General features: G+C 63.2%; 25 protein-coding genes. 13 read left to right on the top strand and 12 right to left on the bottom strand.

Annotated features, from left to right (window positions below; translation table 11 throughout):
• The first annotated feature begins 66 nt into the window (after positions 1–66).
• Positions 67–690: a uracil phosphoribosyltransferase gene (gene upp / locus ABH939_RS09320; RefSeq protein WP_007727319.1), complete on the top strand. Its 624-nt coding sequence runs from the start codon at positions 67–69 to the stop codon at positions 688–690.
• Here upp and ABH939_RS09315 read toward each other — a convergent pair.
• Both ABH939_RS09315 and ABH939_RS09310 read right to left on the bottom strand, forming a co-directional pair.
• Positions 687–2,279, bottom strand: coding sequence for a phospho-sugar mutase (locus ABH939_RS09315; protein ID WP_333835943.1), 1,593 nt, complete (start codon positions 2,277–2,279; stop codon positions 687–689). The genes upp and ABH939_RS09315 overlap by 4 nt on opposite strands.
• On the bottom strand, positions 2,276–3,073 hold the full coding sequence (locus ABH939_RS09310; RefSeq protein ID WP_083057787.1) for a purine-nucleoside phosphorylase: 798 nt from the start codon (positions 3,071–3,073) through the stop codon (positions 2,276–2,278). The genes ABH939_RS09315 and ABH939_RS09310 overlap by 4 nt, the downstream gene beginning before the upstream one ends.
• A gap of 67 nt (positions 3,074–3,140) precedes the next feature.
• Here ABH939_RS09310 and ABH939_RS09305 point away from each other — a divergent pair, with 67 nt between their 5' ends.
• The 4 genes from ABH939_RS09305 to ABH939_RS09290 are packed head-to-tail and all read left to right on the top strand — an operon-like array spanning position 3,141 to position 7,289.
• A complete protein-coding gene (locus ABH939_RS09305) occupies positions 3,141–3,839 on the top strand; it encodes an enoyl-CoA hydratase-related protein (protein WP_003940710.1) in 699 nt (232 codons plus the stop codon).
• A gap of 12 nt (positions 3,840–3,851) precedes the next feature.
• Positions 3,852–5,012, top strand: coding sequence for a M20 family metallopeptidase (locus ABH939_RS09300; protein WP_083057788.1), 1,161 nt, complete (start codon positions 3,852–3,854; stop codon positions 5,010–5,012).
• The gene (locus tag ABH939_RS09295) at positions 5,009–6,157 is read left to right on the top strand and encodes a M20 family metallopeptidase (RefSeq protein WP_003940741.1); all 1,149 of its coding nucleotides are present in this window, start codon (positions 5,009–5,011) and stop codon (positions 6,155–6,157) included. Before ABH939_RS09300 ends, ABH939_RS09295 begins: the two co-directional genes overlap by 4 nt.
• Before the next feature lie 55 nt (positions 6,158–6,212).
• Entirely contained in the window at positions 6,213–7,289 is a 1,077-nt protein-coding gene (locus tag ABH939_RS09290) for a hypothetical protein (protein ID WP_030535059.1), read from the top strand.
• Positions 7,290–7,302: 13 nt separating this feature from the next.
• Here the strand turns inward: ABH939_RS09290 and ABH939_RS09285 are convergent, their stop codons facing one another.
• Entirely contained in the window at positions 7,303–7,773 is a 471-nt protein-coding gene (locus ABH939_RS09285; protein WP_003940753.1) for a gamma-glutamylcyclotransferase, read from the bottom strand.
• A 154-nt stretch (positions 7,774–7,927) separates the two neighbouring features.
• Here ABH939_RS09285 and ABH939_RS09280 point away from each other — a divergent pair, with 154 nt between their 5' ends.
• Positions 7,928–9,331, top strand: coding sequence for an NAD(P)H-quinone dehydrogenase (locus tag ABH939_RS09280; RefSeq protein WP_003940987.1), 1,404 nt, complete (start codon positions 7,928–7,930; stop codon positions 9,329–9,331).
• A 181-nt stretch (positions 9,332–9,512) separates the two neighbouring features.
• On the top strand, positions 9,513–10,694 hold the full coding sequence (locus tag ABH939_RS09275) for a PLP-dependent aminotransferase family protein (protein WP_007727308.1): 1,182 nt from the start codon (positions 9,513–9,515) through the stop codon (positions 10,692–10,694).
• Here ABH939_RS09275 and ABH939_RS09270 read toward each other — a convergent pair.
• Both ABH939_RS09270 and ABH939_RS09265 read right to left on the bottom strand, forming a co-directional pair.
• The gene (locus ABH939_RS09270) at positions 10,675–11,460 is read right to left on the bottom strand and encodes a 3-oxoadipate--succinyl-CoA transferase subunit B (protein ID WP_003940707.1); all 786 of its coding nucleotides are present in this window, start codon (positions 11,458–11,460) and stop codon (positions 10,675–10,677) included. The genes ABH939_RS09275 and ABH939_RS09270 overlap by 20 nt on opposite strands.
• Positions 11,457–12,371: a CoA transferase subunit A gene (locus tag ABH939_RS09265; protein WP_003940930.1), complete on the bottom strand. Its 915-nt coding sequence runs from the start codon at positions 12,369–12,371 to the stop codon at positions 11,457–11,459. The genes ABH939_RS09270 and ABH939_RS09265 overlap by 4 nt, the downstream gene beginning before the upstream one ends.
• An 83-nt stretch (positions 12,372–12,454) precedes the next feature.
• On the opposite strand from ABH939_RS09265, the gene ABH939_RS09260 reads away from it, so the two are divergent.
• Positions 12,455–13,351 carry a LysR substrate-binding domain-containing protein gene (locus ABH939_RS09260; protein WP_030535055.1) on the top strand — a complete coding sequence of 299 codons (897 nt, stop codon included), beginning with the start codon at positions 12,455–12,457 and terminating at the stop codon, positions 13,349–13,351.
• On the opposite strand, the gene ABH939_RS09255 is transcribed toward ABH939_RS09260, so the two are convergent.
• Both ABH939_RS09255 and glpK read right to left on the bottom strand, forming a co-directional pair.
• Positions 13,348–14,763 (bottom strand): MFS transporter, encoded by a 1,416-nt coding sequence (locus ABH939_RS09255; RefSeq protein WP_042449618.1) that lies wholly within the window; start codon positions 14,761–14,763, stop codon positions 13,348–13,350. The genes ABH939_RS09260 and ABH939_RS09255 overlap by 4 nt on opposite strands.
• Positions 14,764–14,934: 171 nt before the next feature.
• A complete protein-coding gene (glpK, locus tag ABH939_RS09250) occupies positions 14,935–16,425 on the bottom strand; it encodes a glycerol kinase GlpK (protein ID WP_058039065.1) in 1,491 nt (496 codons plus the stop codon).
• Between the two features lie 108 nt (positions 16,426–16,533).
• On the opposite strand from glpK, the gene ABH939_RS09245 reads away from it, so the two are divergent.
• The 3 genes from ABH939_RS09245 to ABH939_RS09235 all read left to right on the top strand — a co-directional run bounded on the left by ABH939_RS09245 (position 16,534) and on the right by ABH939_RS09235 (position 19,685).
• Complete coding sequence (locus ABH939_RS09245) at positions 16,534–18,276, top strand: glycerol-3-phosphate dehydrogenase/oxidase (protein WP_404649567.1); 1,743 nt, start codon at positions 16,534–16,536, stop codon at positions 18,274–18,276.
• A gap of 174 nt (positions 18,277–18,450) precedes the next feature.
• Positions 18,451–18,918: a hypothetical protein gene (locus ABH939_RS09240; protein ID WP_228232568.1), complete on the top strand. Its 468-nt coding sequence runs from the start codon at positions 18,451–18,453 to the stop codon at positions 18,916–18,918.
• Positions 18,919–18,968: 50 nt separating this feature from the next.
• Positions 18,969–19,685 (top strand): GAF and ANTAR domain-containing protein, encoded by a 717-nt coding sequence (locus tag ABH939_RS09235; RefSeq protein ID WP_003940742.1) that lies wholly within the window; start codon positions 18,969–18,971, stop codon positions 19,683–19,685.
• Here ABH939_RS09235 and ABH939_RS09230 read toward each other — a convergent pair.
• Positions 19,654–20,601 carry a LysR family transcriptional regulator gene (locus ABH939_RS09230; RefSeq protein WP_042922131.1) on the bottom strand — a complete coding sequence of 316 codons (948 nt, stop codon included), beginning with the start codon at positions 20,599–20,601 and terminating at the stop codon, positions 19,654–19,656. The two genes, ABH939_RS09235 and ABH939_RS09230, sit on opposite strands and share 32 nt — an antisense overlap.
• Before the next feature lie 153 nt (positions 20,602–20,754).
• Here ABH939_RS09230 and ABH939_RS09225 point away from each other — a divergent pair, with 153 nt between their 5' ends.
• Both ABH939_RS09225 and ABH939_RS09220 read left to right on the top strand, forming a co-directional pair.
• Complete coding sequence (locus tag ABH939_RS09225) at positions 20,755–22,131, top strand: MFS transporter (protein ID WP_003940819.1); 1,377 nt, start codon at positions 20,755–20,757, stop codon at positions 22,129–22,131.
• The gene (locus ABH939_RS09220; protein WP_165638229.1) at positions 22,128–22,871 is read left to right on the top strand and encodes a 3-hydroxybutyrate dehydrogenase; all 744 of its coding nucleotides are present in this window, start codon (positions 22,128–22,130) and stop codon (positions 22,869–22,871) included. The genes ABH939_RS09225 and ABH939_RS09220 overlap by 4 nt, the downstream gene beginning before the upstream one ends.
• A 36-nt stretch (positions 22,872–22,907) precedes the next feature.
• On the opposite strand, the gene ABH939_RS09215 is transcribed toward ABH939_RS09220, so the two are convergent.
• From ABH939_RS09215 to ABH939_RS09200, 4 genes are all read right to left on the bottom strand, one after another.
• Positions 22,908–23,792, bottom strand: a complete 885-nt coding sequence (locus tag ABH939_RS09215; RefSeq protein WP_217018668.1) for an aldo/keto reductase — start codon at positions 23,790–23,792, stop codon at positions 22,908–22,910.
• A gap of 86 nt (positions 23,793–23,878) precedes the next feature.
• On the bottom strand, positions 23,879–24,802 hold the full coding sequence (locus ABH939_RS09210; RefSeq protein ID WP_030535049.1) for a hypothetical protein: 924 nt from the start codon (positions 24,800–24,802) through the stop codon (positions 23,879–23,881).
• Positions 24,792–25,442, bottom strand: a complete 651-nt coding sequence (locus ABH939_RS09205) for a serine/threonine protein kinase (protein ID WP_234551630.1) — start codon at positions 25,440–25,442, stop codon at positions 24,792–24,794. The genes ABH939_RS09210 and ABH939_RS09205 overlap by 11 nt, the downstream gene beginning before the upstream one ends.
• Before the next feature lie 147 nt (positions 25,443–25,589).
• Positions 25,590–26,126: a hypothetical protein gene (locus ABH939_RS09200; protein WP_003940745.1), complete on the bottom strand. Its 537-nt coding sequence runs from the start codon at positions 26,124–26,126 to the stop codon at positions 25,590–25,592.
• Between the last annotated feature and the right edge of the window lie 8 nt (positions 26,127–26,134).

Genomic DNA, 26,134 nt, shown 5'->3' with positions numbered 1-26,134 from the left:
TTGCGCTTACTCCTTCTTGGACGCCGCGCGGGGTGCTCCGGTTCCCGAGGAACTATTCTGATGGTCATGCAAACGCACGTAGTCGACCATCCGCTCGCGGCGGCCCTCTTGACGACAATGCGTGACGCACGCAGTGAGAACGCAACTTTTCGTTCCGCACTTCGCAGGCTCACGCACATGCTGGTCTACGAGGCCATGCGTGACGCGGAGGTCGAGGAGTTCCCGGTCGACACCCCGGTAGCAGCGACGACGGGCATCCGGCTCGCGAAGCCGCCGTTGTTGGTACCCGTGCTGCGGGCCGGTCTGGGCATGGTCGAACAGGCGAGTGCGCTGATTCCGTCGGCCGGCGTCGGCTTTGTCGGAATGGCACGTGACGAAGAGACTCATCAGCCGGTTCCGTACCTCGAATCCCTGCCGGCGGATCTGTCCGGGATCCCGGTGTTCGTGCTCGATCCGATGCTCGCCACCGGTGGTTCGATGGTGCACACCATCGACTTGCTGGTTGCGCGTGGCGCGACGGATGTCACGGCAGTGTGCGTCGTGGCCGCTCCGGCCGGCGTCGACGCGCTGGCAGCGTCCGGCCACCCGGTTCGTCTGGTCATCGCGAGCATCGATGACGGACTCGACGAGAACGCTTTCATCGTCCCCGGTCTCGGTGACGCCGGCGATCGGCAGTTCGGACCCCGCTAGAGCGAAAGGGCGAAGGTTCGGAGTTCGGCGAGCCGGGCCTTCGCCTGCTCTAGTGCGTTCGCGAGGTCGTCGCGGTTCGCCACCGGGACGACAACTTCGAGATAACACTTGAGCTTGGGCTCGGTGCCGGACGGTCGCACCACCACGCGGATCGACGGTCCGTCGAATATCACTGCGTCCGTGCGCATACCACCGCGAACCTCGGCCAAGTCCTCGACGGTGACCGGCTCGCCCGCGAGTTGGCTTGGCGGATCGGCGCGTAGTCGTTTCATCATTTCCGCGATGTCACTCGAGTCCTCGACGCGGCGGGATACTTGGTCCCCGCAATGCAGTCCGAATTCGACGGCATAGTCGCCCAGAACGTCCAACAGGGTTCTGTTGCTGCCCGCGAGGGTGGCAGCCAAGTCGGCCACCAGAACGGCAGCCGAGATTCCGTCCTTGTCCCGCACCACATCCGGATCGACGCAGTGCCCGATCGCTTCCTCGTAGGCGTAGACGAGTCCGTCGCCGGCGCGCGTGAGCCACTTGAAACCGGTGAGTGTCTGCGCAAACCTGGCTCCGCGGGCTCTCGCCAACTTCGAGAGCAGGGTCGAGGAGACGATCGTCGTCGCCACCAACGAATCTTCGGGCGCCGTGCTCAGTACGTGGTCGGCCAGGAGCACCCCGGTTTCGTCGCCGCGCAACATGCGCCACTGATCACCGTCGCGAACTCCGACGGCGCAGCGGTCGGCATCCGGGTCGAGTGCGATCGCCAGATCCGCGTCGACACGTCGGGCAAGGGCGAGCAGGCGGTCTGCGGCGCCGGGCTCTTCGGGATTGGGGAACTCGACGGTCGGAAACGTGGGGTCGGGATCGAACTGCTCCGCCACGACGTGCAGGTCCTCGAATCCTGCTGCTCGCAGAGTCGCGGCCGCAGTCTCGCCGCCGACGCCGTGCATTGCCGTGAGCGCAATCCGGATCGAGCGTGCGTCGCCGTGCGGGAGGGTCGCGATGCGGGCGATGTACTCCTCGACCAGAGAGTTGTCGGCCGGAATCACCGATGCTCGCGCGACGTCGGCGGCACTACCGATGCGAGCGATCTCGCTCTCGATTTCACGATCGGCGGGGGAGACGAGTTGCGCTCCGCCCGAGAGATACACCTTGTAACCGTTGTCGGCGGCAGGATTGTGGGAGGCGGTGATCTGGATACCTGCCGCTGCCCCGAGCCTGCGCACCGCGAACGCCACCAGCGGTGTCGGCAGTGGGCGGGGGAGCAGGGCCACCTCGAACCCGGCCGCTGCCATGACCTCGGCGGCGGCCAGAGCAAATGCCTCTGAACCGAGCCGGGCGTCGCGGCCGACCACAACGCGGGACCCGCCCTGGCAGCGAGCTGTCAGCCAGGCCGCCAGACCGGCCGTAGTCCGGATGACGACCGCGAGGTTCATTCCGTTGGGTCCGCCGCGCACCGGCCCGCGAAGCCCAGCAGTGCCGAACGTCAGTGGTGCGGAAAAGCGTTCGGTCAGTTCATGTTCCGAAAGGGCTGCTAATTCTGCGCGGGTAACTGGGTCCGGATCGGCGTCGATCCACTCGGTGACGTTCAGTGGTGTCACAGCTGCTCGACCAGTTGACGCAGCAGCACTCCCATCCGGGCCGCCGAGGCTTTGCCTGCCGCCAGCACTTCCTGATGGTCGAGCGGGGCGCCCGTGATTCCGGCGGCCAGATTGGTGACCATGGAGATGCCGAGAACGCGAGCGCCGAGCGCGCGAGCCGCGATGGTCTCGTGAACTGTCGACATGCCGACCAGATCGGCGCCGAGTGTACGAAGCATTCGAATCTCGGCTGGAGTCTCGTAGTGCGGACCGGGAAGCCCGGCGTAAACACCCTCGGCAAGGTCCGGGTCGATCGAGCGAGCCAGCGCACGCAGTTCCGGCGAGTAGGCGTCGACCAGGTCGACGAACTCTGCGCCGACGAGGGGAGAGCGGGCCGTCAGGTTCAGGTGGTCACTGATCAGCACCGGTTGACCGACTGTGTAGTTTTCAGCAATACCGCCGGCCGCATTGGTGAGGATGACCGTTTCGGCACCGGCAGCAATGGCTGTCCGGACCGGGTGGACGACGGTACCGAGATCGTGGCCCTCGTATGCGTGCGCGCGCCCGAGCAGCAGCAGGACTTCGGTGTTTTCGACGCGCACCGAACGAATGGTGCCCGCATGGCCGAGAGCGGACGGTGGGGCGAAGCCAGGAAGATCCGCCATCGAGACTTCGGCTGTCACGTCCGCACCGGCGTCGCCGAACACGTCTGCGGCATCGGTCCACCCCGACCCGAGCACGATGGCGACTGACGGTGACGAAGAGCCAGTCATGGCGGACAGAGCAGCGGCGGCGGCCTCGGCGATCGTTCCCATGTGAGCAACCCTACTGAGGAGTCGGGTCGGTTCGCCGGGTGAGTTGGCGGGCGTTACTCTCCCATCCATGCCTTATCTCGAACGCGACGGCGACGTATTCATCCTGTACCTCGGCAACGAGGGCGAAACGGACAACGAGAACCGCTTCGGCCCTGAGTGGATCGACGCTGTTCACAGCAAGTTGGACGAGGTCGAAGCGCACGAGGGGCCCGCAGCCCTGGTGACGACGGCGACGGGCAAGTTCTACACGAACGGCCTGGACACGACGTGGATCTTCGGCAATCTCGACGGTCTCCCCGGCTACCTGGACAAGGTCCACACCATCTACAGCCGTTTGCTGACCTTCCCGATGGCCACGGTCGCGGCCGTGCAGGGGCACGCGTTCGGCGCCGGCGCCATGCTCGCGTCCTCGCACGATTTCCAGATCATGCGCGCGGACCGCGGCTTCTACTGCCTCCCCGAGGTCGGACTGAACATGCCGTTCACTGTCGGCATGTCAGCACTGCTGAACAGTCGTCTGCCCAAGCAGACGGCGGTCGACGCGATGACGACGGGGCGTCGATTCGGCGGCGCCGACGCACTTGCTGCCGGCATCGTGCAGGAAACGGTCGACGGCGACGGAGTACTCGCCGCTGCTGTGGCCAAGGCGTCGGCACTGACGTCGACTCACGGCAAGAACTTGGCGGGAATCAAGGCAGGCATCCACCGCGATGCTCTTGCAGACCTCGCTCAGGTGACTGACAAGAGCAACTTCTCCTTCGGGTGAGACAATGATCGCGTGAACCAGAATGTCGACAGCGCAGTCAGGTCCGTAGAGGCCGATCTGATTGCGCTGTCGCATTCGATTCACAGCGACCCGGAACTCGCCTTCGAGGAGTTCCGCAGCGCTGCCAAAGTGTCGGACCTGCTGGCGCAGCACGGTTTCGCGGTCACTCGCGGGATCGTCGATCTGCCGACGGCTTTCGATGCCACCTACGGCAGCGGAGAGTTGGTCATCGCGATCTGCGCCGAGTACGACGCGCTGCCCGAGATCGGTCATGCCTGTGGGCACAACATCATTGCCGCCGCCGCGGTCGGGGCCGGCATCGCGTTGGCTACCGTGGCCGACGAACTGGGGATCACCATCCGAGTGATCGGTACTCCGGCTGAGGAAACCGGTGGCGGCAAGGTCCTGATGCTCGAGCGTGGTGCCTTCGACGGCGTCGGCGCCGCCATGATGGTTCATCCAGGGCCGATCGACATCATCGGTGCGACCTCGCTGGCCTTGGCGGACATCGCCGTGAGCTATCACGGTCGCGAGGCGCATGCGTCTGCTGCGCCGGAATTCGGGCGTAACGCCGCCGACGCAGCGACGCTCGCTCAGGTGGCGGTCGGACTGTTGCGTCAGCACCTGCAGCCAGGTCAGCAGATTCACGGAATCGTCAGTGACGGCGGCACGGCTCCCAACATCGTTCCGGCTCGGTCCGAATTGCTCTACTACCTGCGTGCCGAAACGGCCGCGTCGTTGGCCAATCTGTCCGAGCGTGCCGACGCGTGCTTCGCCTCGGGTGCACTCGGCACCGGGTGCACCCACGAAATCCGCACGGTATCGCCTACTTACACCGAGTTGACCCCCGATCCGTGGCTGGCGGCGGCGTACCGTGAACAGATCGTCGATCTCGGGCGGGTGCCACTGGCAGCGGAATGGGAGCGCTCCCGTCCACTGGGTAGTACGGATATGGGTAATGTGACCAATGTGATTCCGGGAATTCACCCGGTCATAGGCTTGGATTCATCGGGGGCAGTGACACATCAGCCGGAGTTCGCGGCTGCGTGTATCACCACCTCCGCAGATCGAGCGGTAGTCGACGGTGCAATTGCGTTGGCCCGCACTGCTGTCCGGGTAGCGTCCGATCCAGAACAACGCGCCCGTCTGTTGGAAGGGGTAGATCGCCGGTGAACGCGGCAATCGACACGTGGATTCACGCGCACACCGACGACCTCGTCGCGTGGCGTCGACACATCCATGCCAACCCGGAGTTGGCTCGCCGCGAATACGCGACCACCGAATTCGTCGCCACCCGCCTCACTGCCGCTGGATTGTCGCCGAAGATCCTTCCCGGTGGCACCGGTCTCACGTGCGATATCGGACCGGAGGGTCCACGAATCGCACTGCGCGCCGACATGGACGCTTTGCCGATGCAGGAAGCGACCGGGGCGACGTACTCGTCCACGGTCCCCGGTGTGTCCCATGCATGCGGGCACGACGCCCACACCACCATCTTGCTCGGCGCCGGACTGGCTCTGGCCACGCTGCCCGAACTTCCCGTCGGGGTTCGGCTGATATTCCAGCCCGCCGAGGAAGTCATGCCTGGCGGAGCACTCGACGTCATCGCCGCGGGCGCGCTCGACGGTGTGTCCAGAATCTTTGCTCTGCACTGCGATCCGCGACTCGAGGCAGGCCAGGTCGGAATGCGCCTGGGCGCGATCACCTCTGCTGCCGACACGATCGAGGTCGTCCTCGACTCTCCGGGTGGGCACACGTCGCGGCCGCATTTGACCACGGATCTGATCTACGCGCTCGGCACCGTCGTGACCGGGCTGCCGGGAATGCTCAGCCGTCGTATCGATCCGCGTACCGGAACCGTCATGGTGTGGGGCGCGGTCAGCGCAGGTCAGGCGCCCAACGCGATTCCGCAGACCGGCATGATGACGGGCACGGTACGTACCGGCGATCACGACACCTGGGAGTTGCTCGAACCGCTCGTGGAAGAAATCGTCCACGGACTGCTCGCACCCACCGGAGTTCGCTACCAACTCAACTATCGTCGCGGAGTGCCTCCGGTCGTCAACGACGAGGTGTCCACTCGGATGTTCGAGGACGCCATCGCGACCGTCGGACAAGATGCTTTGGCGGACACCCCGCAATCCGGTGGTGGCGAAGACTTTTCGTGGTACCTCGAAACCGTGCCGGGTGCCATGGCGCGGCTCGGCGTGTGGTCGGGTGAGGGCGATCAGCTCGACATCCACCAACCCACTTTCGATCTCGACGAGCGAGCACTCGGCGTCGGTGTGAAGGTTCTGACGAGCCTGGTTCTGGGATAGTTCCGGTTCCCGTCGGGGGTACCGTTTTTCGTGTCGTTCGAGTGAAGGTACGGGCATGTCCATAGGTGTGGGAGTGCGAATCGGCACATTGGTGTCGACGGCTGTCGTTGCGTCGAACGATCCGGGTTCGGCCGATCCGGTGGTATTGGTTCGGGACACGATCCTCAATCAACGCAAGGACGGAACGACGGTGCTCGGTGGCACCGAGCAACTGGGTGCCGGCCGTGAGTTCGCCGAGAGCTGGTCGGGCTTTGTCGGTCGCGTCGGGGACCCGAGTGGCGTCGCGGGAACTGCCGATACTCGTTACCGCGCCGAGGATTTGGTGGCGACCTCGATTCGCTGTCTGTTGCAGGAATGCGAGCCGCTGCCCGATCGTGGTGGTCGAAGCGGGGGAGCGCCCGACATCGTCGCGACCTACCCGTCACGCTGGGACTCGTCGACAGCGGCCCTCATGCAGGATTCGCTGGTCTACGCGGGCCTCGAACGGGTCACACTCGTCTCGGATGCCGAGGCCGTGTCGGCGTGGTTCGAGTCGGAAATCGCGGCACTCGCCGGCACGCTCATCGGCATCTATCACGTGGACGACACCGGGGCAGCGGTCACCCTCGTGCGTTCTGGTGTCGCGGCCGGCCGTGCATTCGGCTTTGCCGGCGACGGGAGTTCGCCGAGTTCACGCCTCGCGACGGCTCTGGGTGCGTTCGGTTGGATGCCGGAGAACCTGGACGCCGTAGTCGTCACCGGTGACGGCGAACCGGCGACAGACAAAGCGGCCATGATGTCCATAGCGGCCGGGATTGCCGAAAAGCTCGGTGTCAGATGTGAACTCGGTCCCGGACCTGAGCAGTCGGCTGCGCTGGGAGCCGCAATTCTGGCTGCCGGATTCACCTCGACGTCGCACACTATCGTGCCGATCGGATTGCCGCCTTCACACGACGTGACCGAGGTGTTCGACACCCTGGGACGCGAGAAGGTGGCGGCAGAAACCGCTGCCGGGGTGGCGACCGCCGAGCCGGAAACTGCAGTTGTCGCAGGCGAATCGGAGTCGCGCGGTTCCAAGCGTGTGCTCATCGGCGTGACGGTTGTGGTGGTGCTCGCAGCACTGGCAGTGCTCGCGTATTTCCTGCTGCTTTGAGCAGGACAGCTATCTAATCGGTAACACCGTTACCCGGACCGACATTGCGGCTGTTTCTCGTCCGCAACTCTCGTACGTACTCGGCCGGCGCTCCGGCAATCTCGGCAGCGTCGGCCATCACACCGATGTAGCGGGCCGACGGCAGCCCGCCTTCGTACGCATCCATGACGTAGAGCCACGCAAGTACCGCGTCGCCGGCGGTGTCGACCCGCACGCGGATCTTGCGGTGCAGACCCAGTTCGGCACCTTCCCAGCGGTCCAGACTCACTTCGTCCTCTTCCGGGACGTCGTAGAGCACCACGAAAACACTGGAATCGGGATCTTCGACCACGGTGGCGAGAGCACCCTCCCAGCCGAGGTCCTCGCCGCTGAAGGTCAGGCGCCAGCCTCGCAGCCACCCTGTCCCGGACATGGGGGAGTGTGGGCAGCGCAACAACATCTGCTCGGGATGCATGTTGGAACCGTAGGCGGCATAAATCGACACGGGCGCAAGCCTAAACCGTGGTCCGAGGGTGTGGCGAAGCGGACCACCGGACGCAAGTAATCTGGTACAAGCACTGCGCGACACGTGGTGCTCGAATAGCGTGACACTGGTCGACGGGAGACCCCTGCCGGCCACGCGAGGACTTGGAGGACACATGACCCGGATCGTGATCATCGGTGGCGGACCCGCCGGCTACGAGGCGGCACTGGTAGCCGCGCAGCACGGGGCCACGGTCACCCTGGTCGATTCGGACGGCGTCGGCGGTGCGTGTGTGCTGTTCGACTGTGTCCCGTCGAAGACGTTCATCGCGTCCACCGGAATCCGCACCGACATGCGTCGTGCATCCGACCTCGGCATCACTCTGGATCCGGAGCAGGCTTCGGTGTCACTGCCGAAGATCCACTCCCGAGTCAAGAGTCTCGCATTGTCCCAGTCCTCGGACATTCGCGCACGGTTGCAGACGGTAGGCGTCGAGGTTCTCTCCGGCACCGCCGAACTGACCGATCCACTCCTCGGCATGGCAGCACACCAGGTTCGCGCGACGCTCGGAAGCGGCGAGCAGAAGACCATCGACGCAGACGTCGTGTTGATCGCCACCGGCGCCAGCCCCCGCATCATCCCGGGAGCCGAGCCCGACGGTGAGCGAATCATGACGTGGCGCCAGCTCTACGACTTGGACGAGCTTCCCGAGCACCTGGTCGTGGTCGGTTCCGGTGTCACCGGTGCCGAGTTCGTCTCCGCGTACACCGAGATGGGCGTCAAGGTCACGCTCGTGTCCAGTCGCGACCGTGTTCTGCCCGGCGAGGATGCCGATGCGGCGCTCGTGCTCGAGGACGCCCTCGCCGAGCGCGGTGTCACCCTCGTCAAGCACGCCCGCGCGGACGCCGTCGAGCGCACCGAGAAGGGCATCGTCGTCAAGCTCTCCGACGGCCGCACGGTCGAAGGAAGCCACGCTCTGATGACCGTCGGTTCCGTCCCCAACACCAACGGTCTCGGCCTGGAGCGGGTCGGCATCGAGTTGGACAAGGGTGGATACCTGCGTGTCGACCGGGTCTCGCGCACCACGGTTTCCGGTATCTACGCTGCCGGTGACTGCACCGGACTGCTCCCGCTCGCGTCGGTGGCTGCGATGCAGGGACGTATCGCGATGTACCACGCACTGGGTGAAGGCGTCAGCCCGATCAAGTTGAAGACCGTCGCGTCGGCCGTCTTCACACGCCCCGAAATTGCAACGGTGGGTGTTTCGCAGGCAGCGATCGACAACGGAGAGGTGCCTGCGCGCACCGTCATGTTGCCGCTCAACACCAACCCGCGCGCCAAGATGTCCGGTTTGCGTCGCGGATTCGTGAAGATTTTCTGCCGCCCGGCTACCGGCGTGGTCATCGGCGGTGTTGTGGTCGCACCCACTGCTTCGGAACTGATCCTGCCGATCGCGATCGCCGTACAGAACAACCTGACGGTCAACGACCTGGCGCAGACGTTCTCGGTGTACCCGTCGCTGACCGGATCGATCACCGAGGCTGCTCGTCAGCTCATGCGTCACGACGACCTGGACTGACAACCGACCAGAGTCTTCTTACAATGTGGGAACTCTGTTTCATATACTGAAGTATTGGTGGGATAGTCGAGATACCGACCGAATCAAGGGTCGGTATCTCGGCGCTCTCCCGCCCCGTTGACCCAGGACGGCTCAGGGTGTTTTTCCTCTGACCTTCATTCTGCGTGCCTGGGAGCTTCATATGACACACGCCGCGCTGTCCGCTCGCATGGACGGACTCCGTAGTTCTGCAATTCGCGATCTGCTCACCCTGACTGCCCGGCCCGACGTCATCAGCTTGGCCGGCGGACTGCCCGATCCCGATTTCATTCCGCGGGAGCGAATCTCGAAGGCAGCCCACGACGCACTCGGTGACCCCTCGTCCGTTCAGTACGGCGAGACCTCCGGCCTGCTGCGCCTCCGTGAGGTGATCGCCGAGCGCGAATCATCCAAGATCGGGCGGACACTCGACGTGTCCGAAGTCGTGATCACCCACGGTTCTCAGCAAGGTTTGAGCTTGCTCGCGCAGGTCCTCCTCGACGCCGGTGACGTCGTGGTCGTGGAGGAACCGGCATATACCGGTGCGCTGCAGGTCTTTCGAACGGCGCAGGCCCGTCTCGTTCCCGTCCAGCTCGACGAGGACGGAATGGACACCGACGCGCTCGAAGCGAAACTCGACGCCGGTCTTCGGCCCAAAGTTGTTCACACCGTGAGCAATTTCCACAACCCGCGCGGCGCGGTGCTTTCGGCGCAGCGGCGAGCGCACTTGGCGGCACTGGCGGACCGATACGGGTTCTGGGTTCTCGAGGACGACCCGTACGGCGAACTGTACTTCGGCGAGAAACCGCCCGCACCGCTGGCGGCGTTGTCGGACAGGGTGATTCGGCTGTCCAGTGCTTCCAAAGTGTTGGCACCGGCGCTGCGCGTCGGCTGGCTGCACGGCGACCGAAAGGTCTGCGAGGCGGTCGAACTGATCAAGCAAGGCGCTGACCTGTGCGGGTCTTCGCTCACCCAGCAGATCGCCGCAGACCTCTTCTCCGACGTCGAATGGTTCGACGCGCATCTCGACGTGCTTCGAGCGGGGTACGGCGCGAGGGCGAAGGCGTTGGTCACGGCCGCCGAGACGGAATTGAGTGGGCGTGCACGCTTTTCCGAGGTCCGCGGCGGGATGTTCTGTTGGATGGATTTCCTCGACGACGTCGACACCACCGAACTCCTGGGTGCCGCGCTCGCGCATGGCGTGGCATTTGTCCCAGGTTCGGCCTTCGCGGTCGAAGCGGACCTTGGTCGAAGCGCTCGACTGTGTTTCGCGACGTATCCCGAAGCGGTGCTGGTCGACGCCGTCGGCAGGCTCCGGGACAGTGTCACCGCAGGTACAGCCTGACTTTGTCGATAGTGTTGCGGAGCAGATCGATCTCCGTACCGGACGGCGGGGTGGTGACGGTGACGTGGTCGGCGACGGCCAGATCCCATCCCGTCGCCTCTCGCACCTGATCGACCGAGATGCCTTCGTGGACACTGGTCAGCTCCAACTCGCCGCCGGGGCCCTGGTGTGTCAGGACACCGAGGTTGGTGAACACCTTTGTCACCCCTGCACCTGCCGGCATGATGCCCTTTCCGCTGGCGTGGGCGCGGGCGGGGCTGGGTGAGGTGCAGAAGTCGAGCGCGGCCGGAAAGGAACTGAGGTCGTGGCGACGCATCACGACGAAGATCTCGGCCGCGTTCGCGATGATCTCGACGGCCCCGCCTGCGCCGGGCAGTCTGACCGTCGGGTTCTTCCAGTCACCGATGAAACTTGTGTTCAGGCTTCCCGTTCGATCGATTTGAGCGGCCCCGAGAAAACCGACGTCGACGTTGCCACCTTGCAGGACATAACCGAAGAGTGCGGCCATACTGAGCACGGATTCGGCGCCGGAGACCACGACGGAGTCGGCGATACCTTCGGCCATCGCCGACGGATGCGCGCCGCACACTCCGGATTCGTAGATCAGTTCTACGTCCGGATTCGACGTGTGGCGCGCGAGATCGACTGCGAGCGTGGGGAGCCCGACTCCGGCGAAGACCCGGCGCTTACCCGCCAACTCGCGTGCCGCGACGGCGACGATCGTTTCGGTGGAGGTGGTGTTACCGCTGACAATCGTGGTGGTCACAGTCTGCTCCCGTAGTCGACAGGTGTGGAGAGTTTTGATCCGACCTCGAGATCCGACCAGTAGTCAGCTCCGAGCTTGGCGAGATATTCGTCGTGATCGCCGAGTGTGTACACCCATTCGTCGAGCCAATTTCTCAGCAACGAAGGGTCTTTGGAAATCTCGGTCCAGCGTCGGTAGAAGCCGCAATCGCGGTCGTAGTATCCCTGTGCGTACGACGGGTGCGCGCCGCGCGGGCAGACGACAACCGCGTCGACTGCATGCGAGGGAATCAGAGTTCGGCTCGGATCTGACCTGATGACCTCGTCGTCGACCAGCTCTTCCACAACGACGATCGCCTTCTTCGCGGCGTAAACGGCTTCTTGCTGCACCCCGGCGATGCCCCAGATCTGTGCGTTCCCGGACGTGTCCGCTCGCTGTGCGCCGATGATCGTCACATCCGGATTCAACGGCGGCACAACGTAGACGCTCCCGCCGCCGTACGGATCCTCGACGAGTCTCAGTTGTGGGTTGAGTGCGGGTAGATCACTACCGGCGTACGACCGCAGCGGGAAGAAGGGAAGCCTGGCCGCTCCCGCCTGATACCGGCACACCATGCCGTAATGACTGTATTCCTCGACTTCGAGGGGGAGCGGGTCCTGGTTCTCGATGCGTCTGCGTAACTCGTACAGAGAACCTGCGGAGCCGCTGGCGAAGAACGAGGCAACCAGCTTTCGGACGCAGCCGGCGGCGACGAGTTGATCGGAAACGATGTCCGGCGTCATCCGGCAGAGCGTGAGGTCCTTTCTGCCCTGCCGGATGATCTCGTGTGCCGCGGCAAAAGGAATGAGATGCGAAAATCCCTCCAGCGCAACGGTCATCCCGTCTTCGACGTATCGGCCGACGGCCTCTTTCATCGAGAGGGTCTTGTCCACGTGTGTACCTCTTCTTGTTCTTTCGCGCACTCGGTCGGTTTCGGAACTTGACATGTTCGGCCGGTGTGGCGCAACAATGTCGGGTGGAAATTCATCAGATCAACGCATTTCTCGCGGTGGCTGAGGAGCTACATTTCGGCCGTGCGGCGCAGCGGCTTCGGATTGCGCAACCGCCGCTGAGTCGAACGATCAGGCAATTCGAGAAACAGCTCGGTTCGCCGTTGTTCGATCGGAGCACTCGAACTGTGCGGCTCACTGCTGCCGGTGAAGCGCTGCTGCTTCCGGCGCGCGAGATTCTGGACGCGTGCCGGATGGCCGAGATCGCGGTGTCTGCGGCAGGCAAGGGAACGACAGGTCGCGTTCGCCTGGGTTTCGCGGGGACTTCTTCGCATCTGCTCGTCGGGCGGTGGGCGAAATTGGTGAGAAAGACCAATCCCGGTATCGAATTCGTGCTCGACAGTTCTGCTTTCGCGAACGAGGCGTTGTTGATGCTGCTCGATCGACGACTCGACATCGGGATGGTGCGGTGGACCGTACCGCCGCTCGGGATCACGTCGAGATTGATCGCCGAGGAGAACTTTCTGGTGGCCATGTCCAAAGACCACCCGTTGGCGTCGAGGGACTCGGTTCGGTTGATCGAATTGGAGTCCGAGAATTGGGTGACGCTTCCGGCGGAGCCAGGTTCGATTCTGCGGGAGTCTCTGCTCACTGCCTCGAAGAACGCAGGGTTCCTGGCTCGCATCGTGCAGACGGCACCGGATTCGATGTCGTTGATCGCGCTGGTGTCCGCGGAAATCGGATGCTCGTTGACCATTTCCTCGGTGGCCCAGAGCATCGTGAATCCTGATGTTGTCTTTGTTCCGGTCATGGACCCACCTCCTCCTCTTCAACTGCGTATCGCCTGGCGAGAGGGAGACGACAGACCTGCTCTTCTCGAAGTGTTGAAATTGTCCGAGCAGGCGCTGCCGTCCCTGGCCTAGACGGTTGCCCGACCGGTAGGAATCTCACCCGCTTCGGACTTCGGCGAGTTCGCAATATCGACAAGAGTGTTTTCGAGTTCGAGTTCGTCGTAGTCCGCTTGTTCGGCCGTCGAGAGTTCGCCCGCGTTGTAGCCGGTACGTCGGAGCAGGAGCAGGGTGCAGATCAGCGAGACAAGGGCGTACAGCCCGGATACGATCGCGACCCCGACGATATTGCCTGACGTGTTGAGCATCCACTGCGCCAGTACGGGAGTTCCGCCGCCGACGACAAGGGAACACAATTGGTACGCCGTCGACAGACCGGTGTAACGGATGTTGGCGGGGAAGGCCCGAGCGAGAACGCCGGCGATGGCGCCGTAGAACATCGAGTGCGGGATCGTGGCCAGACACATCGCGACGACTGCGATGGTGAAGTTCCCGGTTCGGATCGCGAAGAACATGGCGGGCATGAGGACGAACTCCGGTATCACCATCAGGCACATGGCTTTTCGCATGTCGATCTTGGAGACCAGGACGGCACCGAAAGGTTGGACGATGAACTGCACGACGAGCGCGATCGCGATGGCGGCCAGGAAGGTTCCTCGATCGTATCCGAGTTCTTTTGTAGCCCAGGACAATGCGAAGGTGTTCTTGAAATAGGTGACCTGGGCGAGGGGGAGTGCGCCGGCGCCGAGGAGAACCAGTACCCAGTGCTTGCGCAAGACTTCGGCGAGCGGAAGCTTGACGACCTTCTTGCGTGCGAGAACGGCCTTCATCTCGTCCGACTCTTCGAGTTTGAGGCGAATGATCATCCCGAGAATGACCAGCACCGCCGAGATGATGAACGGGATGCGCCATCCGTACAGGAGGAACGACGGCGTCGGCATCGAGGACAGAAGGAAGAACGCGATGGTGGCCAACAGATTTCCGGCGGGTGAGCCCTGTTGGGCGAACGCGGAGTAGAGGATGCTCTTGCCCTTCGGTGCATTCTCGCTGGCAATGAGCACTGCGCCGCCCCACTCGCCACCGACCGCGACTCCTTGGATGACGCGAAGGGTGACCAGACCGATCGGCGCCCAGATCCCGACCTGTGCGTAGGTGGGGAGGAGTCCGATGCCTACCGTGGCGACACCCATCATCATCAAGGTGATGACGAGAGTGTTCTTGCGTCCGATCCGGTCGCCGAGGTGACCGAAGATGATCCCGCCGATCGGCCTGGCGAGGAAGCCTGCCCAGAGTGTGATGAAGGCGAGGAGAGTTCCGACTCCGTTCGGGAGAGTGTCGGAGAAGAAGATGTCGCCGAATACCAGGGCAGCGGCAGTGCCGTAGATGTAGAAGTCGTACCACTCGATAGTGGTTCCGATGAACGAAGCGATACCGGCTCTTCGCGCCTTGGCGTTGATCTCCTCGGAACTGCGAGTGGGTGAACTCATGCGTGGCGACCTTTCTCTGCAACATTCGCGGCGCCGAAACGTGGCGTGCCTGAATGAGATTCGCAGAGTGGTGTAGGTCACGTCCAATACCAACTTGGTCGCCTATTGATACCTCAGGAGTATCAATAGGCGACCATGATCAGCTCTTCCGGTATGGAAGGATCGGGGTGATTACTCGGACCAGTTGTACGTCCGCTCGACGGCCTTGTTCCACTCCGCGTACAGCCGTGACCTTTCGGACTCGTCCATCGCCGGTTCCCAGGTTTGGCCGACGGCCCAGTTGTTGCGGATGTCTTCGGTGTCGGCCCAATAACCGATGGCGAGGCCCGCTGCGTATGCAGCACCGAGAGCTGTCGTTTCGTTGACCACCGGGCGGATGACGGGAACTCCGAGGATGTCCGACTGGAACTGCATCAGGGTTTCGTTGACCACCATGCCGCCGTCGACCTTCAGTGCGGACAGTTCGACTCCCGAATCCGCTCGCATGGCGTCGATGACCTCGCGGGTCTGGTATGCCGTCGCCTCGAGCGCTGCGCGGGCCAGGTGTCCCTTGTTGACGAACCGCGTCAGACCGACGATGACACCCCGGGCATCCGGTCGCCACCGAGGTGCGAACAGCCCGGAGAACGCGGGCACGAAGTAGGCGCCGCCGTTGTCGTCGACACTTGCGGCGAGCGGCTCGATGTCCTTGGCGTTCTGAATGATTCCGAGATTGTCTCGAAGCCACTGGACCAAGGAACCCGTCACGGCGACGGAACCTTCGAGTGCGTACACGGCTGGGGCTTCGCCGAGTTTGTAGCAGACGGTCGTCAGTAGTCCGTGCTTGCTGTGCACCGGCTTCGTGCCCGTATTGAGAAGCATGAAATTGCCGGTGCCGTAGGTGTTCTTGGCTTCACCCTCGGAGAGGCAGGCCTGGCCGAATGTGGCTGCCTGCTGGTCACCGAGGATTCCGGCGACCGGCACACCGGCGAGATTGCCGCGTGGACGTCCTGTGCCGTAGACCTCTGAGGAACTACGGATTTCCGGGAGCATCGACATCGGGATTCCGAAGTCCGCACAGATCGATTCGTCCCACTGGAGGGTCTCGAGATCCATCAGCATCGTGCGTGACGCATTGGTGACATCTGTCACGTGGACGCCCTCGGTCAGGTTCCACACGATCCACGTGTCGACAGTGCCGAAGCACAATTCGCCGGCCTCCGCTTTTGCTTTCGCACCGTCGACGTTGTCGAGAATCCAGCGGATCTTCGGCCCGGCGAAGTAGGTCGAGAGTGGTAGTCCGGTCTTGTCTCGATACTTGTCCGGACCCTCGTCGCCGCCCAGTTCGACACACAGTTGATCCGTGCGCGTGTCCTGCCACACGATCGCGTTGTAGATCGGCTCACCCGTCGAACGCTCCCAAACGACGGTCGTCTCACGCTGATTCGTGATTCCGACGGCAGCGATGTCGGCCCGCGTGAGATCGACCTTCGCGAGAGCGCCGGCCACCACCTCCCGAGTGTTGATCCACAGCGCCGCCGGATCGTGCTCGACCCAACCTGCTCGCGGGAAAATCTGCTCGTGTTCTTTCTGCGCAACGCTCACCACGGCGCCGTCGTGATCGAAGATCATGCAGCGGCTCGACGTCGTGCCTTGGTCGATGGCGGCGATGTATTGATTCACTGTGCTCCTAGGTTCGGGCGTGTTCGCAGTAATCCGTGCGCTGTCGCAGTATGTGGATCAAGCTACTAGCCTGTAAACGGATTCGTCGTCGACTTACAGGAGACCGGGTTGAGTAAGCAGCAAGGTGCGCAGTTTCTCGGCCCGCAGCAGCGCGAAGCTGCTTGGGAACAACTTCAGACCGAGCAATTCGACGTCGTCGTGGTGGGCGGTGGTGTCGTCGGTGTCGGAGCGGCCCTCGATGCGGCCACCCGCGGGCTGAAGGTTGCGTTGGTCGAGGCCCGTGACTACGCATCCGGTACGTCCAGTCGCTCGTCGAAGATGTTCCACGGCGGTCTCCGCTATCTCGAGCAACTCGAATTCGGCCTCGTTCGTGAAGCATTGCGTGAGCGCGAGCTCTCGCTGACCACGCTCGCTCCGCACCTGGTCAAGCCGCTGAAGTTCCTGTTCCCTCTGGCTCACCGCGTGTGGGAGCGCCCGTACATGGCCGCGGGAATCTTCCTCTACGACCGAATGGGCGGCGCCAAGTCGGTCCCCTCCCAGAAGCACTTGACGCGGGCGGGCGCACTGCGCATGTCGCCGAGCCTCAAGCGCAGTTCACTGACCGGTGGCATCCAGTACTACGACACCGTCGTCGACGACGCTCGGCACACCATGACCGTTGCACGGACCGCCGCCCACTACGGCGCGGTCGTCCGAACGTCGACGCAGGTCGTGGGATTTCTGCGTGAAGCGGACCGGGTCTCGGGAGTTCGTGTTCGCGACTGCGAAGACGGCCGTACCGCGGAGGTCAAGGGTCACGTCGTCATCAATGCAACCGGTGTCTGGACGGACGAAATCCAGGCCCTCTCACGTCAGCGCGGACGGTTCCGGGTGCGAGCGTCGAAGGGCGTACACATCGTCGTCCCGCGCGATCGCATCGTCAGTGAAGCCGCCATCATCCTGCGTACCGAGAAATCGGTGCTGTTCGTCATTCCGTGGGGCAGTCACTGGATCATCGGCACCACGGACACCGACTGGAACTTGGATCTCGCTCACCCAGCGGCAACCAAAGCAGATATCGACTACATCCTCGGCCACGTGAACTCCGTTCTGGTCACGCCGCTGACGCACGCCGACATCGACGGTGTCTACGCAGGCCTGCGTCCGCTGCTTGCCGGTGAGAGCGACGAGACGTCGAAGCTCTCGCGCGAGCACGCCGTTGCCCGTGTGGCTCCAGGCCTGGTCGCCATCGCCGGTGGAAAGTACACGACGTATCGGGTCATGGCGGAAGACGCCGTCGACGTCGCAGCAGAAGACATTCCGGCGCGAGTGGCATCGTCGATCACGGAGAAGGTGCCGCTCGTCGGCTCCGACGGATACTTCGCGTTGATCAATCAGACTGTGCAACTGGGCGAGCAGTACGGCTTGCATCCGTATCGCGTCAAGCACTTGCTCGACCGCTACGGTTCACTCATCACGGAGGTCCTCGAACTCGGCCGACAGACGCCGGAGTTGTTGCAGCCCATCACAGATGCCCCCGATTACCTTCAGGTCGAGGCTGTGTACGCCGCCGCGGCCGAGGGTGCATTGCACCTCGACGACATCCTGGCTCGCCGCATGCGCATCGCAATCGAGTACCCGCATCGTGGTGTCAACTGTGCGCAACAGGTTGCCGGATTGGTTGCCCCGATTCTCGGTTGGGATGCCGCCACCGTCGAGCGCGAGGTCGACACGTACCGAGCGCGCGTCGAAGCGGAGATCGAGTCGCAGACCCAGCCGGACGACGAGTCGGCCGACGCCTTGCGCGCCGCAGCGCCGGAGTCTCGGGCCGAGATCCTCGAACCCGTCGTCGTGGTGCCGGATCGGGTCTGAGTCGCCCGTCGTTTGTTCTCGGTCTGTCGCGGGTAGGCGGATGTCGAATCACCACCCGTGTCAGCACAGACCGGTCGAGCGTCGCCCAGGAGGATCCCAATGTTCGGTAGTCGGTCGAGATCTGCTGAGGAACACATAGCCACTGCTTATCTGGTCACTCACCTGTGCGGAGCGATGGTAGGGCTGCAACTCTCGCGGTCACTCTCGGACTCGTACGGCGCGTGGGCCGACGGTGAGCTGGACTCGTTGCCGGGTGAGCTCGAGTACGAGATCGAGCAGCTGCTGCAACTGATCGAGGACACCCAGGGCATATCTCTGCCGCGGTACTCCAAGATCGACGCGACGGTCAATCGGATCAGGCGCCTCGTCCATGTCGACGCCATCTGGCGCAACCGTCTCGTGAAGCTGGCAACTCTCGAGATCATGCGGACCGCTCTGTGCGGCAAGAGTGCGATGTGGGAGGTCCTGAGAGACATTCCGGCCGGGGAGACGGAGGAGCAGTACCGCGAGCTCAACGACCTGGTGTCCAAGCAGATCACCACCGTCACGGCTCTGCATCACCGCGCGGCTACGGAAGCTTTTCAGGGGACGGACGGGCGGGAATCGGCGAGCGGCGGCGACCCCATCCGCTCGAGTAAGTAAGGTTTGTACCGTTCGGTGAAGAATTCGATGAACGGTAGACCCCGAGGTGTATGGAGATGGCTGAGCGCGACCAAGCACTGACAGAACCCACGGCAGTGTTCGCGGCGTTGGCGGAGATCCTCTACTCCGCCGCAGACAGCGCCGAGGTGTACTCCGCGATCTGTTCGGCGGCTGTCGAGTTGATTCCCGGTTGCGATCACGCAAGCCTGATGCTGCGACGGGGAAACACCAACGTCACGGTAGCGGCAAGCGACGAGATCGCCGAGCATGCAGACGATCTCGAACGTGCGACTGGTGAGGGGCCGTGCATCGACGCCCTCGACACGGAGGCGCCGCAGCTCGAGTCAGATCTTCGCACTCCGAATCAGTGGCCCGAGTTCGCTCGGAAAGTAGTGGCAGAGACACCCATTCGTGGCTCGATGGGGTTCCGACTGATGGTCGATCGTCAGAAGTTCGGTGCCCTCAACCTCTTCTCCGACACTCCGGGAGCATTCACGGAAACTGTTGCCGACCACGCGATCATGTTGGCATCGTTTGCATCCGTGGCCGTCACCGCGCTGAACCGAGGAGAGGATGCCGACTCGCTGCGGCGAGGTCTGGCGAGCAGTCGCGAAATCGGTCAGGCCGTCGGTCTGCTGATGGCATTGCATCGGGTGTCCGACGACGAGGCCTTCGACATTCTGGTGCGAACCTCGCAGAACATGAACGTCAAGATCGCCGAGTTGGCGCGCAAGGTCATCGTCCAGCATCGTTCGACTCTGGACTGAGCGCTTCGTTCGCCCCGGGAGAGCCGAGGAGTTGAGATCGCTTGCGATCCACCGTCTCTCGAAGTGCCGTCACCACCGCTGCGACTTCCGGTCGGCGCAAGGATTCAGAACGAGCCACCAACCAGTACGAAAGTCTGACTTCGATGTGAGCCGGCAGCACGCGAATCAGATCGTCGTGCTGCTCGGCCATGAAGCAGGGGAGCAGGCCGATGCCGGCACCCGCGCGCGTTGCCTCGATGTGGACGAACACGTTGGTGGACGTGACGGCCTCGCGCATGGAAACCGTGAGCTTGCGGGCCAGATCGAGTTCGTCGACCTGCAGCATCGAGTCGATGAAATACACGAGCGAGTGTTCGGCCAGCTCTTCGGCACTTTCGGGCACTGCATTCTGACGTAGATACTCTCGGGAGGCGTACAAACCCAGCGCGTAGTCGGCCAGATGGACGGCCTCGGCGCGGTGAACTTGAGGTTTGCCGACAACAACCTCGATGTCGAGCCCCGAGCGTATCTGCGACGCCTTTCTGGTCGCGACGACTATCTCCACGCTCACGCGAGGATGGCGTCTGCGAACCGCTGCGCCGGCGGGGGCCGCGATGTATGCGCTGAAGCCGTCGGTGGCCGAGACCCGCACGACGCCGTCGAGTTGCTGCTGACCGGTGGAGTCGAGTGCCAGTTCGTTCACCGCGGCCTCGATGCGCTCGGCCGCGCTGAGGGCTTGTCTGCCCAGGTCGGTCAACTCCCAGCCGCCGGACGAGCGGACCAGTACACGGCCGCCGAGGCTCTTCTCGAGCGAGGCGATGCGGCGCGAAATGGTGGTGTGGTTGAGGCCCAGGTCGTCGGCGGCGGTGTTGAAGCGGCCGGTGCGACCGACCGCGAGAAGCACCAGTAGGTCGTCCGGGCTCAGTCCGAGTGTCATATCTGCATTTTTGCACCTGTATGGTGCGAGATTTGTCATTGTCGTGCCAAGAATCTGCACCGATACTCATCGAGTCACAAAAAATGTGCGAGCGGTCACATTCCTGATCGTGAAGAGCAGGCGAATCGCGAACTGAAGACGAGGGAGTCCACGATGAGCGTCGACAACATGCCGAAACCCGAGAGCCAAGCCCCACCATCGGGGCTGAAGAAGGTGGTCGGCGCCTCGATGGCGGGCACCGTGGTCGAGTGGTACGAGTTCTTTCTGTACGGCACGGCGGCCACGCTGGTCTTCAGCAAAGTCTTCTTTCCTGGCGGCGGCAACGAGCTGGATGCGATCATCGCGGCTTTCATCACCTACGCCGTCGGATTCGCCGCCCGGCCACTCGGCGGAATCGTCTTCGGATATTTCGGAGACAAGTTCGGCCGGAAGCAGTTGTTGCAGTTCAGTTTGCTGCTGGTCGGTGCCGCGACCTTCCTGATGGGCTGCCTACCGACCTACGGTCAGATCGGCTACTGGGCGCCGGCACTGCTGGTCACGCTGCGCTTCATCCAAGGATTTGCTGTCGGCGGCGAATGGGGTGGGGCGGTACTCCTTGTCGCCGAGCACAGCCCGAATCGATCTCGCGGGTTCTGGTCGTCCTGGCCTCAGGCCGGCGTGCCGATGGGCAACCTGGTGGCCACTGTCGTGCTGTTGATCCTGACGTCGACGCTCTCGGACGAATCCTTCATGAGTTGGGGCTGGCGCGTTGCCTTCTGGCTCTCCGCGGTGATCGTTCTGGTCGGGTACTACGTTCGGACCAAGGTCACCGACGCTCCCATTTTCATTGCGGCGCAGAAGGAAGCAGAACTGGTCAAGGCAACCTCGTACAGCGTTTTCGAGGTGGTCAAGCGTTACCCGCGCGGAGTGTTGACCGCGATGGGCCTGCGTTTCGCCGAAAACGTCATGTACTACCTCGTGGTGACCTTCTCGATCACCTACCTCAAGGTCGTCGTTCATGCGGACACGGCGCACATCCTCTGGTGGATGCTGATGGCACATGCCGTGCACTTCGCAGTGATTCCGTTGGTGGGCAAACTGTCCGACACGATCGGTCGACGCCCGGTGTACATGATCGGCGCCGTCACCGCCGGAACATGGGGATTCTTCGCCTTTCCGATGATGAACAGCGGGCACAATGCAGTCATCTTGTCGGCAATCATCATCGGGCTTGTGTTCCACGCGTTCATGTACGCCGGCCAACCCGCGATCATGGCCGAGATGTTCCCGACCCGGATGCGCTATTCCGGTGTCTCCCTGGGATATCAGGTCACGTCGATCGTGGCAGGTTCACTGGCTCCGATCATCGCGACCGGACTGCTGAGCAAGTTCGACTCCTCGGTCCCCATCGCGATCTATCTCCTGTTGGCATCCCTGGTCACCATCGTCGCAGTCGTTTTCGCGCGGGAGACCAAGGGAATCTCGCTCGAGTCCGTCGATGCCGCCGACGCACGAGTGCTCGCCGACGAGCGGGCCGGTGTTTCCGCATGACGCTCTCCGGCAAAACGGCACTGGTCACCGGTGGTGCCAGCGGTATCGGCGAGGCGTGTGCTCGACTCCTTGCCGCCCGCGGCGCCCACGTCACCGTCGCTGATCTCGACGACGTCGCTGCGAAGGCGCTGGCCGACGAGATCGACGGCACTGCGTGGGCCGTCGATCTCCTCGACACCGACCAACTCGTGGATCTGGCACTCGAGACGGACATACTTGTCAACAACGCCGGCATTCAACGGGTCAGTCCCATCGAGGATTTCGACGTCGAGGACTTCCGGAAGATTCAACGCCTCATGGTCGAAGCGCCGTTCCTCCTGGTCAGAGCGGCCCTGCCGTACATGTACCGCAAAGGATTCGGACGCATCGTGAACATTTCCTCGGTCCACGGGCTCCGCGCTTCGGCATTCAAGAGTGCGTACGTCACGGCAAAGCACGGACTCGAAGGGCTGTCGAAAGTTGTTGCGCTCGAAGGTGCCCCACACGGTGTCACCAGTAACTGTGTCAATCCGGGCTACGTCCTGACACCACTCGTGCGATCCCAGATCTCCGACCAGGCAAAGGTTCACGGAATCAGTGAATCCGAGGTTGTCGAGAAGGTGATGCTCACTGAGAGCGCGATCAAACGGATGGTCGAGCCCGCGGAAGTGGCATCGCTGGTGGGGTGGCTGGCATCGCCCGAGGCGTCGATGGTGACGGGGGCTTCGTACACCATCGACGGCGGGTGGAGCGCCAGCTAGATCACTGGGGCTGCTGTGTTGTTCAAGCTGCCGGGTTCAGGCTTCGGGAATATCGATTCCGAACTTCTCGCGGGTGATGACCTCGGGTTCGGGACCGCCGCGAACTCCGGTGTCGAGTGCGTCGATTGCGGAGAGTTCTTCGGCGGTGAGTTCGAAGTCGAACACGTCGAAGTTCTCCGCGATCCGCGAGGGAGTCACCGACTTGGGGATCACCTGGCGGCCCTGCTGGAGGTGCCAGCGCAGCATCACCTGTGCAGGCGACTTGCCGTGAGCGGTCGCGATGGCGCCGATGGTGGCGTCCTCGAGGGTCGAGCCGTGGGAGCCGTCGCGGTAGAACGTGATTCCGCCGATCGGTGACCATGCCTGAGACAGAATCCCGTGATCGGCGTCGGCCTCGAGCAAAGTCGACTGCCTGAAGTACGGATGAACCTCGATCTGGTTGACCGCCGGCACCACGGACGTTGCGTCCAGGAGTCGGGTGAGGTGATCCGGCATGAAGTTACTGACTCCGATGGCGCGGACCTTGCCGTCGGCCAGAAGCGTTTCCAACGCCCTGTACGCGTCGATCGTGCGCTCGAACTCGCTCGGCAACGCCTGATGGAGGATCAGGAGGTCGAGTTGTTCGACACCGAGTTTGCCTGCGCTCTTGTCGAAGGCATGCAGAGTCTCGTCGTATCCGTAGTCGGTGATCCAGACCTTCGTCTCGACGAAGATGTCCGCGCGATCGAGTCCGGATCGCCGGATCGCCTCACCGACGCCCTTCTCGTTGCCGTAGGCCGCGGCAGTGTCGATATGGCGATAACCCGTCGACAGCGCGGACTCGACGGCGGCGAGTGTTTCGTCCGGCGGCGTCTGGTACACGCCGAAGCCAAGCGCTGGGATGTCGACGCCGTTGTTCAGTTTCAGACTCGGGATGCTCATGTCGTCCACGGTAGCGGCGGCCGGGGGTTCGGCGGGAGTGACTGCTCAGCCGGGTAACGGCAGTACCTCCCTCGACCGGCAGTACTTCAGCTCGGTTGGCAGGTGCCGCCGATGGGTAAAGCCTGCGCTCGTTCGCCTACCCAGCGGCCGATGTCGCTGAGCATCGCAGTACCGTCGGCGAAAGTGCCCGAGTCCGGCTTGGCTGCGATGGCGACAGCGAGTTGTCCGGTGCCGCTGCTGATGATCCCGAATTGGCGGACCAGATAGCCGCCGTCGTCGTCCGGCCCCCACCCACCTTTGAATCGAGCGGCTGGGATCACTCCCAGGCCCCACTGTTGGTCGGGGCTGATGCTGCCCATGAGCCCGAAGACTTCGGTGGCGTCGCTCCGGCATGGCAGGGTGGCGGCGAATTGCGCTTGGACGGCAAGTGGCCATTGTGTTTGACCGAACGAGCTGAATTCTGGTCGTAGCGTGCGTGATTCCACGGTGGTGGACATATCGCCGGAGGCCACGAGGACTGACTCGACCTTCGCTGCGGCAGTGGTCGGATCGCCGAGGCCTCGCCACAGTTCTTCGGCTGATTCGTTGTCGGAGGTGGTGATCGCCTGCTTGACCGTTGTGAGTTCTGTGTTGTCGGGTTCGTGGAGGGCTGCGATGGACAGTGGGACTTTGATGGTGGACCAGGCGACTCCGTTCTGCCACTCGCCGGCAACGAGTGACTGACCTCCGCCGACGGGCACGAGTGCGATACCCACGGCGCCGCCGAGGGTGTTGCCCAGGGCCTCGAATCCGGCGAGCGGGCCGACACCGTTGCCCGGGGCGGCAGGAGTCTCTGTCGGCTCCGGTGGAACGACGACGATTTCGGTGATCGTCTCGACCTTCTCCGACGACTCGTCTCGCGTCGGAATCGTGCAGCCCGCGAGGGCTGCTGCAGAAGCAGTGGCGAGTGCAACCGCCAGGAGTCGTCGGCGCGTCCCGCTACGAGCCTCGACGCACTGCTCAATAGACATAGACCACCGCGTTGTTTCCGCCGGTACACGTGACGACTTTGTTGCCGGCGCAGTTCATCGAGTACCGAGTTCCCGTGACCGGACTGACCGCGCTGATGGAGACCGGGCCGCCGCGTCGACCCTGGCTCACGTACTGGTAGCGCACTTCTTCGGCGAACTCACAGGACGTCACGCTGGTGCCGACGGCGGACGTCGTGAATTCGTTGTTCGAGAACACCGATCCACAACGCGCTGCGCTGCCAGGGACCGACTCGTTGGGCGCGGGTGTGACGACGCCGTTCTGCGGCGCGGCCGCAGGTGAGGTGATCACCACGGTTTCCGTGCGTGCGGTGTTCTCGTCGGAATTGTCGTTCAAGACGAGAGGGAGAACCCATACGTAGACCACGACGGCGACGAGTGCGACTGTGACAACTCCCAGTAGGACCCACAGCCATGCATACGATTTCGGCGGGCGGGGAGGCATCGGCGAATATCCAGTGCCTTGACCGTATGGGGGCCGGGGCGGGGTGTAAGCAGGCTGATGTCCCGAGTACGGAGCCTGACCGGGTGTGATGCCCGGCGGCGGAGGAGGGGGCGGAGGGAGAGGTGTCGTGTGGTTGGGGTCGTTGTTCCAGGGATACGGCGACTGTGGTGTTGTCATTGCGGGCTGCTCCTCTGCCTACTTGATAGAAGTGGGCCGAGTTAGTCGTCGATCACCGCACATCGAAATTGCCGATTGTTAGGTTTCTGCGAATTGCCCGTCTTAGTTATATACGACCGGTCTGACTTCTTTTGCACTTGTGGCTCGTCAATGAGTGAGCACTATCTTCAACCCGACTATGAGGGTGGCGACGGCAGCGAGGCCGAAGGCTGCCAGATGTGTGTTCGTACTGACTTTCTCGCCGTGCAGTCGGCTGATCACGTAACTGGTGGAACCGATCCGCAGGATCAAGACGATTTCCGCGATCAACTGCGCCGTCCGTGGTTCCAGGAAGTTGAACCACGCCGTCGCGAGAATGACGACAGGAACAACCGCAGAGGTGAGGATCGGGACGGAATCGCGAAGCGAGTCGATTCTCTCCGCGGTCGTCAGTCGGCGATCGTTGCGAATGCTCTCGCCGACGCCCTCGGCAAATGTGTGGGCGATGTATGTCGACAATGCCGTGCCGACCACAATCGCGGCGCCGAGCGATTCCTGAGATTTCGTCACCGGTATGAGTGCGGCGAGGACAAGAATGTTGCCGTAGATGTACGCGGTGGTCCTCGCGGCCACACGTTCTTGTCCCAGCGGCGCACCGTGAGACGTGATCGGACGGTTCAGCAGGGTTCGCAGGTCCCACTCCATGTTCAGAG

It is taken from the genome of Rhodococcus sp. 27YEA6, from assembly GCF_044908235.1.
GTDB lineage: Bacteria > Actinomycetota > Actinomycetes > Mycobacteriales > Mycobacteriaceae > Rhodococcus_F > Rhodococcus_F qingshengii.
This window is presented reverse-complemented; position numbering and strand designations above follow the sequence as displayed.

What these genes read in the sequence shown, in the direction of transcription:
- ABH939_RS09220 (WP_165638229.1), top strand. Translation starts at nt 22,128, where the DNA reads ATGACGCTCTCCGGCAAAACGGCACTGGTCACCGGTGGTGCCAGCGGT.
- ABH939_RS09290 (WP_030535059.1), top strand. Translation starts at nt 6,213, where the DNA reads ATGTCCATAGGTGTGGGAGTGCGAATCGGCACATTGGTGTCGACGGCT.
- ABH939_RS09255 (WP_042449618.1), bottom strand. Translation starts at nt 14,763, where the DNA reads ATGAGTTCACCCACTCGCAGTTCCGAGGAGATCAACGCCAAGGCGCGA.
- ABH939_RS09235 (WP_003940742.1), top strand. Translation starts at nt 18,969, where the DNA reads ATGGAGATGGCTGAGCGCGACCAAGCACTGACAGAACCCACGGCAGTG.
- ABH939_RS09205 (WP_234551630.1), bottom strand. Translation starts at nt 25,442, where the DNA reads ATGACAACACCACAGTCGCCGTATCCCTGGAACAACGACCCCAACCAC.
- ABH939_RS09305 (WP_003940710.1), top strand. Translation starts at nt 3,141, where the DNA reads ATGCCTTATCTCGAACGCGACGGCGACGTATTCATCCTGTACCTCGGC.
- ABH939_RS09230 (WP_042922131.1), bottom strand. Translation starts at nt 20,601, where the DNA reads ATGACACTCGGACTGAGCCCGGACGACCTACTGGTGCTTCTCGCGGTC.
- ABH939_RS09240 (WP_228232568.1), top strand. Translation starts at nt 18,451, where the DNA reads ATGGTAGGGCTGCAACTCTCGCGGTCACTCTCGGACTCGTACGGCGCG.
- ABH939_RS09215 (WP_217018668.1), bottom strand. Translation starts at nt 23,792, where the DNA reads ATGAGCATCCCGAGTCTGAAACTGAACAACGGCGTCGACATCCCAGCG.
- ABH939_RS09310 (WP_083057787.1), bottom strand. Translation starts at nt 3,073, where the DNA reads ATGGGAACGATCGCCGAGGCCGCCGCCGCTGCTCTGTCCGCCATGACT.
- upp (WP_007727319.1), top strand. Translation starts at nt 67, where the DNA reads ATGCAAACGCACGTAGTCGACCATCCGCTCGCGGCGGCCCTCTTGACG.
- ABH939_RS09200 (WP_003940745.1), bottom strand. Translation starts at nt 26,126, where the DNA reads ATGGAGTGGGACCTGCGAACCCTGCTGAACCGTCCGATCACGTCTCAC.
- ABH939_RS09280 (WP_003940987.1), top strand. Translation starts at nt 7,928, where the DNA reads ATGACCCGGATCGTGATCATCGGTGGCGGACCCGCCGGCTACGAGGCG.
- ABH939_RS09210 (WP_030535049.1), bottom strand. Translation starts at nt 24,802, where the DNA reads ATGTCTATTGAGCAGTGCGTCGAGGCTCGTAGCGGGACGCGCCGACGA.
- ABH939_RS09225 (WP_003940819.1), top strand. Translation starts at nt 20,755, where the DNA reads ATGAGCGTCGACAACATGCCGAAACCCGAGAGCCAAGCCCCACCATCG.
- ABH939_RS09275 (WP_007727308.1), top strand. Translation starts at nt 9,513, where the DNA reads ATGACACACGCCGCGCTGTCCGCTCGCATGGACGGACTCCGTAGTTCT.